This is a genomic window from uncultured Granulicatella sp., from assembly GCF_963528195.1.
Classification (GTDB): domain Bacteria; phylum Bacillota; class Bacilli; order Lactobacillales; family Aerococcaceae; genus Granulicatella.
On the sequence record NZ_CAURVN010000045.1, the window covers coordinates 1 to 10600 of the forward strand.

Annotated in this window: 9 protein-coding genes and 1 pseudogene; 9 read left to right on the plus strand and 1 reads right to left on the minus strand. The window is 32.8% G+C overall.

Going from position 1 to position 10600, the window contains the following annotated elements; all coding sequences use genetic code 11:
* Positions 1–1148, plus strand: a pseudogene (locus tag RWR88_RS07740) (hypothetical protein); the annotation flags it as partial.
* A 350-nt stretch (positions 1149–1498) separates the two neighbouring features.
* Here RWR88_RS07740 and RWR88_RS07745 read toward each other — a convergent pair.
* A complete protein-coding gene (locus RWR88_RS07745; RefSeq protein WP_314450830.1) occupies positions 1499–2779 on the minus strand; it encodes an ISL3 family transposase in 1281 nt (426 codons plus the stop codon).
* Between the two features lie 212 nt (positions 2780–2991).
* Here RWR88_RS07745 and RWR88_RS07750 point away from each other — a divergent pair, with 212 nt between their 5' ends.
* The 8 genes from RWR88_RS07750 to murD form a co-directional block, all read left to right on the plus strand.
* Entirely contained in the window at positions 2992–3357 is a 366-nt protein-coding gene (locus RWR88_RS07750; RefSeq protein ID WP_314451606.1) for a DUF3397 family protein, read from the plus strand.
* A 216-nt stretch (positions 3358–3573) separates the two neighbouring features.
* Positions 3574–4005 carry a division/cell wall cluster transcriptional repressor MraZ gene (mraZ, locus tag RWR88_RS07755; protein WP_314451608.1) on the plus strand — a complete coding sequence of 144 codons (432 nt, stop codon included), beginning with the start codon at positions 3574–3576 and terminating at the stop codon, positions 4003–4005.
* An 18-nt stretch (positions 4006–4023) separates the two neighbouring features.
* Positions 4024–4965: a 16S rRNA (cytosine(1402)-N(4))-methyltransferase RsmH gene (gene rsmH, locus RWR88_RS07760; protein ID WP_314451610.1), complete on the plus strand. Its 942-nt coding sequence runs from the start codon at positions 4024–4026 to the stop codon at positions 4963–4965.
* Positions 4966–4987: 22 nt separating this feature from the next.
* Positions 4988–5362 (plus strand): cell division protein FtsL, encoded by a 375-nt coding sequence (locus tag RWR88_RS07765; RefSeq protein ID WP_314451612.1) that lies wholly within the window; start codon positions 4988–4990, stop codon positions 5360–5362.
* A complete protein-coding gene (locus tag RWR88_RS07770; RefSeq protein WP_314451614.1) occupies positions 5359–7149 on the plus strand; it encodes a penicillin-binding transpeptidase domain-containing protein in 1791 nt (596 codons plus the stop codon). The genes RWR88_RS07765 and RWR88_RS07770 overlap by 4 nt, the downstream gene beginning before the upstream one ends.
* Before the next feature lie 16 nt (positions 7150–7165).
* Entirely contained in the window at positions 7166–8653 is a 1488-nt protein-coding gene (locus tag RWR88_RS07775; RefSeq protein WP_314451616.1) for a UDP-N-acetylmuramoyl-L-alanyl-D-glutamate--2,6-diaminopimelate ligase, read from the plus strand.
* 10 nt (positions 8654–8663) lie between these two features.
* Positions 8664–9626 carry a phospho-N-acetylmuramoyl-pentapeptide-transferase gene (mraY, locus tag RWR88_RS07780; protein ID WP_314451618.1) on the plus strand — a complete coding sequence of 321 codons (963 nt, stop codon included), beginning with the start codon at positions 8664–8666 and terminating at the stop codon, positions 9624–9626.
* Between the two features lie 84 nt (positions 9627–9710).
* The coding region (gene murD, locus RWR88_RS07785; protein ID WP_314451620.1) for a UDP-N-acetylmuramoyl-L-alanine--D-glutamate ligase at positions 9711–10600 on the plus strand (890 nt) is incomplete at its 3' end.

Sequence of the window (10600 nt, forward strand, 5' to 3'; positions counted from 1 at the left end):
CACCAGGAGCAACAGAACAACCAACTCCAGCGAAACCGGCGGAAGAAACCCCAGCGGGTTCAGGCGCAACAGAAGACACTCCAGCGAATTCAAATAATCAGAATAATCCAACTGAACCAAAAGATAATGTTGAAAAAGGTCTAGAGGAAAATGACTCCGAGTTAGAGTCACGTAAAAATATTAAATTAGAAGAAATTGAGTCGAGTAGTCTATCATCTAGTGAAAAAGAAGCTGCTAAATTAAAAGTAGAAGAATATACAAATAAAGCTAAAGAAGCAATGAAAAAAGCAAAAACTACGGAAGATCAAGCGAATGCAGTGGATCAATATGATACGGATTTAACTACTATTAAAACTCCTGGAGTTGACCAAGGTAAACCAGATTACACAAATTCAGGATTATCTGGAAACGGACCAGAAGGAACACACATTGGAGATAACAATGTTATTGGTCATGGAAATAGTACACCAGAGAATACAGGTTTTAGAAATGCCCCAGTTTATCAACCACGTGTAACACGTCGTGCAAGAAGTGTAGATGAACCAATGGATAAAGTTGCTATCTACTACAACTATACTGAGATGAAAGATATTGCAGGATTTTTGGGAGACCCGGGAGAATCTGTTGTTACAGTTCCAAAAGGAGCTACTCACGAACAGGTTCAAGCTATTGTAAAATCTAAGATTGATGAGAAAAAAGCAGAACTTGCCAAAAAAGGATATACTTTCTTGGAAGATTATTTTGTAGATAAACCTCAAGAAGATACAATTCGTTATGACTATATTGTTAACTTTACAAAACCGTCTTCACTAAGAATGGCACCAACAATTCAACCTAGAGCCTCTCGTACAAGAAGATCAATAGAAGAACCAAAAGTAAAAACACGTACAATTACACTTTACTATCAATTAGCAGAATTAGAAATTGCTGGTTCACTTGGAAATCCAGGGCAAAATTATGTCATCACAGTTCCAGAAACTGCAACAGCAGATGAAATTCAACAAGCTATTGAACAACAAACATCGAGAGAAAAAGCATCACTTTCACGTTATTTCCAATATGTAGGGGAAACGGATTTACAAAACGATATTTTAAACCGTGGTTTTGGAAATTTTGATTATGTAATTACTTTTGCTCGTCGTAAATAATTTTTAAAGAATTCTTTTTAAAGAGGAAAGATGATTGATAAAATAGAGATTAGAGGAAATCTGGCTCATCGACAAATTCTGTTGGTGAATCAAATTTAACACCAAATTAAGTCTTTAATTTTAAATGAACAAGGTGGAAGAAAATTAACGATTTAATCGATTTAACAATCAACCACAAACATAACTATGAACGAAATCTAGTTTTAACTTTATAATGAGCAGGGGCATGTTATCCGCGATTAGCGGTTTGGGGGCTGTGAAATTTGATATTATTTTTCGCTTCCCCCAATTCAACATGCCCATGGAGGCTCATTGTCAAGTTAAAACGACTCTATACATACTTTCTTAAATCATAATGACTTTCTATTGACCGGGGTAAAGAAACATCCTTTGATAATCTTGATTCTTAATTTCATATTCTCAAAATTTCGATATCCATATGCCACACGTTTAATCACTTTAATGAGATTATTCGTCCCTTCAATAGCTCCATTGGAATATCCTGTTATAAATGCTTGATAAATCCCATCCTTAAAACGTTTGAATACTTCAAACTTCTTCTTAAATTCATAAGGTAATTGTCTCGGTATCTCTTTTATACATGTCATAAATGCCTCATAATCTTTTTTCTTATAGGCTTTTCTAAGTTCTTGGATGAAATCATATGCAGCTGATAACACTTCGTCATAACTCAATAATTTTTCTACCAATTGTGCTTGAGTAAGATAGGTTTTGAAGTGATAATTGTACCTTAATTTTTCTTCATCTAATTCATCGCTTGCTTTTAACAGCACTTTCCAGTAGCGTTTCAATGTCTTCTGTTGCGTTGATTTCGCTGAGAATTGCTTCATAATCACTACTCGAAGTTGATTAAAATTACGATTCATATGTTGAACGATATGGAATCGATCTACTACGATAACAGCGTTTGGAAATACTGTTTTAATAAGGTTTTGATAAGAAGCATTCATATCCATCACTAAATATTTTACTTTTAAACGTTGTTTATGGGAGAACTTCATAAAGAAAGAAATCAATTCATGAAGTGATCTACCAGGTAAAATATCAATTAATTGGTGATTTTCTCCATCTAAACAAATGAAATTCATTTTCCCTTGTTGTGTTTTAACGCCTCTAAATTCATCTAAACAAAGCACTTTAGGTAAATAGTTATATCTTTGCATTGTCTTTATTTTAAACTTTTTCATCACTCTTTCGACTGTCTTATCAGAAATTGAAAGAAGTTTGGCAATTGTTTTTCTAGAAAAGTTTTCTTTTAAATACAACATGATTTGGCACTCTAAATCATAAGAAATATTACTATTTTTAGGAACAAGAGGGCAATCTGTAACCCAAGTTTTACAACAATCTTTACAGATCAATCGTTGTACTTTAAGGTCTAAAATAGTCTTATGTCCAAATAGGTGTGGAATTCTAATTTTATGTTCCATTGGAGAATGTTTAATCACATTTTCGCTAGAACAATATGGACAAGAAGTACAAGTATTTGTCCAAGCTCCTTTAATATGGTGTACCGTTTCATTGTTTTCTGTTATTGTTTCTAGCCAAATTTTATCTGGAATGAAATTTTTATCTGTTAATCCTAGTAATTTTCGTATACAATAGTCCATGAGAGAAATCCTCCTTTGATTGGTTTTGGTCGACTTAATCATAACTCGGATTTCTCTTTTTTGCATGTAAAAAATCCTGTCGGTGATTTCTCACCAACAGGATTTGTCGAACAACCGGAAATCTAGTCTCTATTTTTATTGGATGAAAGTAAATACTCTATACGTTAAAGAGATAATAGTGTACAATGTGAGGAGAAAAGGAGAAGAAAATAATGTTAGTATTATCTCTATTATTAATCACTATTACAATTGCATCTTATTTTATTTTACAATTTTATTTTGGTACAAGAATTTATTTTTCAGAATCATTTTTCTTAACAATAAGAGAAGTCATGCTTCCTCTTTTATTTGTAAGCTATGAAATCTTTTGTCAGTTACTTTTAGGTAGATCCTTAATGCCTTGGATAATTGTATTCAGCAGTTTAGCAGGAATGTTGTTATTATTAGTGAAAAAAAGAAATCCAAACTTCTACATTCGACAATTTGTCTATCAATTTTGTTCGATTGAATTTCTAATTTTAGTGATGGGTCATTTTATTTTAGGATGTCAATTTATTTATTTCTTGATTTTTAAGTAAAGATAAAGAGAAAAAGAGCTTTCTGTATGATTATACGGAGGGCTCTTTTTGTTTTTGGGGTAAAAATAAGATCCAAAGTGGTAAGGCAGTTAACCCTGAATTTATAAAAATCTGGGGTGGGAAAAATATTTTTTTAACTTTTTTAATAAAAAAGTGGTGAAAAGTGGGGGAGTGTGGTAAACTATGGATAATTAATGAATGATAGGAGGAGTCTGCATGTTAATCGGTGAATATCAGCACACAATAGATACTAAGGGACGTATGATTGTTCCGGCTAAGTTTCGTGAAGATTTAGGGTTCACTTTTGTGGTAACACGTGGACTAGATGGCTGTTTATACGGCTACCCTCTTGATCAATGGCAATTGCTACGTCAAAAATTGAGTGAATTACCTCAATCTAAAAAAGACGCTCGTGCATTTGCTCGTTTCTTCAATTCTGCTGCTAGCGAAGTAGAATTTGATAAACAAGGAAGAATTAATATTACACCAACATTAAGAGAACATGCTGGACTAGTAAAAAATTGTCGAGTAATTGGTGTGAATGACCGAATTGAAATTTGGGATGAAGAACGTTGGAAAGCTTATATTGCTGAAACTGAAGAGAATTTTGAAGAATTAGCAGAACAAATGGCTGATTTTGGATTTTAGAAAGGATATTAATAGAAAATGTTTAAACATGTAACCGTATTGCTACATGAAACAGTAGACAACCTTAATGTAAAACCAGATGGGATTTATGTAGATTGTACATTAGGTGGAGCAGGGCATAGTGAATATTTATTAAGTCAATTAACAACAGGTCACTTATACTGTTTTGATCAAGACATGAATGCTATTGATAATGCTAAAATCCGTTTAAAAAAATTTATTGAAGAAGATAAAGTAACGTTCATTCATGCAAATTTTAGAATGATTCAGAAAAAACTAAATGAATTAGGAATCCAAAAAGTAGATGGGATTTTGTATGATTTAGGAGTATCTTCTCCACAATTAGATCAAATTGAGAGAGGATTTAGCTATCATCAAAATGCCGTATTAGATATGAGAATGGATCAAACTGCGCCATTAACTGCAAAAGAGATTATTAATGAGTGGAGTTTTGATGAATTAGTTCGAATTTTCTACCGTTATGGAGAAGAAAAATTTTCGAAACAAATTGCAAGAAATATTGAACGTATTCGTCAAGAACATGAGATTGAAACAACTGGAGAATTAGTAGATATTATTCGTGATAGTATTCCTGCTGCTGCAAGAAGAAAAGGAGGACATCCTGCTAAAAGGATTTTCCAAGCAGTTCGTATTGCTGTAAATGATGAATTAGCAGCAGTTGAAGATTCCTTAGAACAAGCTTTTGACTTATTAGAAGTTGGAGGAAGAATTAGTGTGATTTCGTTCCATTCTTTAGAAGATCGTATTGTAAAGACGATGTTCAAACAAAAAAGCACCGTAGAACAAGGGCCTAAAAATTTACCAATTTTACCAGGGCAGTTAGAAAGTGCTGACTTTAAATTGATTACAAGAAAACCAATTTTGCCAACAGAAGAAGAAATGCAAGAAAACTCAAGATCACAAAGTGCTAAGCTAAGAGTGATTGAGTGTGTGAAATAATTAGTAAAGGAGGCGTTTTTTGATGGCATTAGCAGAACAAATTGTTGATGTAAATTCTACAGCAACAGTCAAAGAAGCCTTTCCGCATAGTTATTCAGATAAAGTAGTAACAGCTATACCTCAGGAAAAAGTAAAGGTAAATTATGCAAGAAATATTATTGTTTCTGTTGTGTTAATTGTTATATTTGGGACTTTAACAATTGTAAGCTCAATGGTAGTAACGAATAAAAATCGTCAATTACAAGATATTCAAACGAATACAACATTAATGCAAAGAAAAAATGATACGTTATTACAATCGGCGCAAGAATTATCACAATATGACCGTGTGAATCGTATTGCAAAAGAACAAGGGTTACAAATGGGTCAAAATAACGTAAGGAATGTCGGACAATGAAAATAAATAATTTTAAGGAATATATGGGAAATAGAAAGATTGCGATACGTTGCTTGATGGCAATCGCATTCTTCCTATTTCTCATTTTTTCTTTTCACTTCTTTAAAATAATGGTGTTGGGACAAAGTCATGGTGTTAATTTAAGAGAAGAATTAGATAAAAAATTAACTCATACAACACTGTTGAAAGCAAAACGTGGAAATATTTATGATGCAAGCGGTAGTCCTATTGCGGTTGATGCAACGAATTATTCTTTATTCGCTGTTTTAACAGATCAATGGGATAAAGGAAAAAAAGATTATGTACAAGATTTTTCAAAAACAGCACAAATTTTATCGAAATATATTGATATGAAGGCTCCGGAAATTGAAAAAATCTTATCTCAAAAAAATGTTGCTCAAGTAGAATTTGGGAATGCGGGGAAAAATCTTTCAGTTGAAACAAAAGAAAAAATTGAGAAAGAGGAATTACCTGGTATTAAATTCACAGAGAATCTTTCACGGTATTATCCAAATGGGATTTTTGCTTCACATTTAATTGGATATACAGATGTAGAAGAGCAAACAGTAGATGGAAAACCAGTGGAACAATTAGTTGGTAAAATGGGGATTGAAGCATTATATAATGCAACCTTAACCGGGAAACCTGGAGAAGTTGTTTCAAGATTGGATGGAAATGGATATGTAATTTCTGGAAGTGAAGAAGTTACTCAACAACCAAAAGATGGAAATGATTTATATTTAACATTAGATAAAAAAATGCAAACGTATTTAGAGTCATTAGTCTCTCAAGTGACGGAAAAGTACTTGCCGAATCAATTAACAGCGATGTTAGTAGATCCAAAATCTGGAGATATTGTTGCAGCAACTCAACGACCAACCTTTAATGGTACGACTAAAGAAGGTATCAATACAATGTGGAATAATCTATTAATAGATGAGGCTTATGAACCAGGTTCTACAATGAAGGTATTAGCGTTGGCTGCAGCTATTAATGAAGGAGTATTTGACCCTAATGAAAAGTATGAATCTGGTAAAATCCAGATTTTTAAAGATTTAGTTCGTGACTATAATAAAGTTGGTTGGGGAAGAATTACCTATTTAGAAGGTTTAGCTCACTCAAGTAACGTTGCTTTTGTTCATGTAGTTCAAAAAATTGGAGTAGAAAAATGGAAGCAATATTTAGATTTATTTGGATTTGGTCAAAGTACGCAATCAGGATTTTTAAATGAAGCTACTGGATTGAATACATATAATTCTTATTTACAACAATTGTCGACTGGTTTTGGACAAGGGATTTCTGTAACAGCTTTTCAAATGGTACAAGCTTTTACAGCAATTGCGAATCAAGGAGAAATGAAGAAGTTAAGAATTGTGGATCATGAATTTAGACCAGCTACGAATACAACCGTTAATTTTTCAGAGAATTCTTTAGGGCAAGTGATTAAACCAGAAACAGCTAAAAAAACTTTAGAATATTTACGAAAAGCCACTACTATGAAAGATGGAACAGCGATTGGTTTTGATATTGAAGGTGAGGAAGTAGCTGCGAAGACAGGAACTGCAGAATTAGTAAATCCAGAAACTGGAACTTATTACTCATATGGAAGTAATTATATTTACTCAGTAGTTGGGTTTGCACCTGCAAGTGATCCAAAATATATTTTATATATTACATTGAAGCAACCTCAAAACAATCCGTATGGTGCAGGAGGTAGTGCTTTAATTAAAGAGATTTTCAACCCAATGATGAAACGTGCGTTAGACTATAGTCGATTAACGCAATAAAAGGAGGAATTCAACGATGTTAGCTACAGAATTAGCTCAATTGATTTATCTCAAGAAAATAGTTGGTAATTTATCTGAAGTAATGATTGATTATTTAGCACAAGATTCAAGAAAAGTTCGCCCAAATACATTGTTTTTCTGTATTGATGGAGTCACAGTAGATGGTCATCGCTTTGCTGCTGCTGCAAAAGAAAAAGGTGCCGTTGCTTTTGTAGCTAGTAAATCTATCGAAGATCAAGTAGGGGATACTCCAGTAATTTATGTTAAAGATGTGACAAGAGTGATGGCTTTGTTGGCAAATCATTTTTATGGATATCCAACTCAATCATTGCAAATGATTGGAGTTACAGGGACAAATGGGAAAACAACAGTAACTCATATGATTGATGCATTGTTGGAAAAGCCAAATAAACCAACAGCATTAATTGGAACTATCTATCGTAAAATTGGCTCCAAAATTATTCAGACTCATAATACAACTCCAGAAATTTTAACATTGCATGAAACTTTCCAAGAGTTAAAAGAAATCGGTGGAGAAACTTGTATGATGGAAGTTTCTTCTCATGCTTTGCAATTAGGTCGTATTTGGGGATTAGATTATGATTGTGTAGTTTTTACAAATTTAACACATGAACATCTTGACTTACACAAAACAATGGAACAATATGCGCATGCTAAAAGTTTATTATTCTCTCAATTAGGAAACTATGTTGGAAAAAATTCTAAACCAAAAGTAGCGATTTTAAATGCGGATGATGAACAGTTTCAAATGTTTGAGTATTCTACTCCTGTACAAGTAATTAGTTATGGAATCATAGCGAATGCTGATTTTAAAGCTGAAAATATTCGTACAGAAAATGGTCATACAATCTTTGAATTAGTCATTCAGCAAGAGGAACGTTACTTAGTTGATATGCCATTATTAGGAACGTTTAATGTCTATAATATGTTATCGGCAATTGCTGTAGCCTATGTTTATGGAGTCTCAATAGAAGAAATATTGAAAAAAGTAAAAGCATTCAAAGGAGTAGCTGGTCGAATGCAATCCGTTGACAAGGGACAAGATTTTCAAGTAATCGTGGACTTTGCACATACTCCGGATGGGTTAGAGAATGTATTAGATTCCTTAGCACAAATTCCACATGGTAAAATCATTACAGTTGTGGGGCATAGTGGCGGAAATCGTGATTCTAGTATGAGGCCAGAATTAGGAAGAATAGCTTTAACAAAATCAGACCACGTTGTCTTTACAGCAGATAATCCTAGAACAGAGCCATTAGTAAATATTTATGAAGGATTGCTAAGTACGGTTGATAAAAATTCTGTTTCTTATGAATGCATTGATAAACGAGAAGAAGCAATTGAAAAAGCACTTCAGTTAGCAGATGTAGGAGATATTGTGTTACTTGCTGGAAAAGGTGTTGAACCGTATCAAATTATTGGTGAAGTGGAATATCCTTATAATGAAATAGAAATCGTAGAATCATTATTAGAAAATAGATAAAGAGGAGAAAATGATGACATTACAATTATTACTTGTATTAGGAGCAACATTATTGGCAACAGTATTTGCAGAGCCTAAATTTATTCAATTTATGCGTAGGAATCAATTTGGGCAAACAACTTTAGAGGATGGTCCATCTTGGCATCAGGCTAAAAGCGGAACACCAACGATGGGAGGATTTATTTTCTTAATGATGATTGGAATTGTAAGTTTAGTTCTTGGAGGATTATTCGGACATTTTAATTTCACATTATTAAGTGGCGTAATAGGATTTGTATTTTTTGGTGGAATTGGATTTTTTGATGATTTTATTAAAGTTTTTAGAAAACAAAATCAAGGATTGAAAAGTCATCAAAAATTTGTCTTACAAATATTAGGATCAGCTGTTTTTGTAGCGCTATTCCTATTAAGTGGACGTGCTCCATTAATTTATATTCCATTCATTGGTGAAGTCCATAACTTAGTATTATTTGCAATATTTACGATTATTTGGATTACAGGTTTTTCAAATGCGGTAAATTTAACAGATGGGTTAGATGGTCTTGCGACATCAACATCTATTGTAGCTTATGGTACATATGCATTTTTAGCATTACATTCAAAACAAGTAGAGATTGCATTTTTCTGTTTTAGTGTAGTTGGAGGGTTAATTGGATTTTTAATGTTCAATTGGAAACCTGCTAAAATTTTTATGGGAGATGTTGGTTCTCTAGCTTTAGGTGCAGGATTAGCCATTATTTCTTTAATGCTTCATCATGAATGGAGTTTACTTGGAATTGGGATTGTATTCGTATTAGAAACAGCAAGTGTGATTATTCAAGTCACTTCATTTAAATTAACAGGAAAACGTGTGTTTAAAATGAGTCCTATTCATCATCACTTTGAAATGTGTGGATGGAAAGAAGTAAAAATCGTTTTAGTCTTCAGTTTAGTGGGATTAATTGGAACACTGATTACATTAGTATTCATTTAGAAAAGCTTTTTAGCTTTTCATACATATTTTGCGGCAGTGTAAACTGCCATATACATATTGAAATAGATTTAGGGGGCATATTAGTTGCTAAATAAAAAAGTTTTTGAACATAAAAGAGTATTAGTCATTGGTTTAGCAAAAAGTGGAGTTGCCGTTGCAAAATTATTGTTACATCAAGGAGCAATTGTGACTGTAAATGATCGTACACCATTAGAGAAAAACCCAGATGCTAAAAGTTTAATTGAAGAAGGAATTCGCGTTTTAGTAGGTTCGCATCCAGTGGATTTATTAGAAGAACATTTTGACTTTGTTGTAAAAAATCCAGGAATTCCATACGAAAATTGTATGGTAGAAGCAGCTATTAAAAAAGGAGTTCCAGTATATACAGAAGTTGAAATTGCGTATCATTTACTAGAAGGTTTAATTATTGGAATTACAGGTTCAAATGGGAAAACAACGACGACTACATTAGCTAGTTTAATGTTGAAAGAATCTTTCCCTGAACGTCAAGTTTACGCTGCAGGAAATATTGGGATTCCATTATCCGAATTAGCAGAACAATCGACAAATGAAGATATTTATGTTTCTGAATTAAGTAGTTTCCAATTGATGGGAATTGATCAATTTAAACCGAAAATTGCGTGTATTGTTAATATTTTTAGTGCTCATTTAGATTATCATGGTTCACGAGAAGAATATATTAACGCTAAACTACAATTAACGAAAAATCAAACGGAAGAGGACTACTTAGTATATAATGCAGATTATCCTGAATTGATGACATTAATTGAAGGGAATACTAAAGCAACATTAGTCCCATTTAGTAGAAAAAACACTTTAGAATTTGGTTCTTCAGTGAAAGATGATTACATTTACTTCAATAATGAAAAAGTAATTCCTGTTTCGACGATTCAAGTTCCTGGAACGCAAAATGTTGAAAATGTATTAGCGGCAGTTGCAATTGCAAAATTAGC

What these genes read in the sequence shown, in the direction of transcription:
- RWR88_RS07745 (WP_314450830.1), bottom strand. Translation starts at nt 2,779, where the DNA reads ATGGACTATTGTATACGAAAATTACTAGGATTAACAGATAAAAATTTC.
- RWR88_RS07750 (WP_314451606.1), top strand. Translation starts at nt 2,992, where the DNA reads ATGTTAGTATTATCTCTATTATTAATCACTATTACAATTGCATCTTAT.
- mraZ (WP_314451608.1), top strand. Translation starts at nt 3,574, where the DNA reads ATGTTAATCGGTGAATATCAGCACACAATAGATACTAAGGGACGTATG.
- rsmH (WP_314451610.1), top strand. Translation starts at nt 4,024, where the DNA reads ATGTTTAAACATGTAACCGTATTGCTACATGAAACAGTAGACAACCTT.
- RWR88_RS07765 (WP_314451612.1), top strand. Translation starts at nt 4,988, where the DNA reads ATGGCATTAGCAGAACAAATTGTTGATGTAAATTCTACAGCAACAGTC.
- RWR88_RS07770 (WP_314451614.1), top strand. Translation starts at nt 5,359, where the DNA reads ATGAAAATAAATAATTTTAAGGAATATATGGGAAATAGAAAGATTGCG.
- RWR88_RS07775 (WP_314451616.1), top strand. Translation starts at nt 7,166, where the DNA reads ATGTTAGCTACAGAATTAGCTCAATTGATTTATCTCAAGAAAATAGTT.
- mraY (WP_314451618.1), top strand. Translation starts at nt 8,664, where the DNA reads ATGATGACATTACAATTATTACTTGTATTAGGAGCAACATTATTGGCA.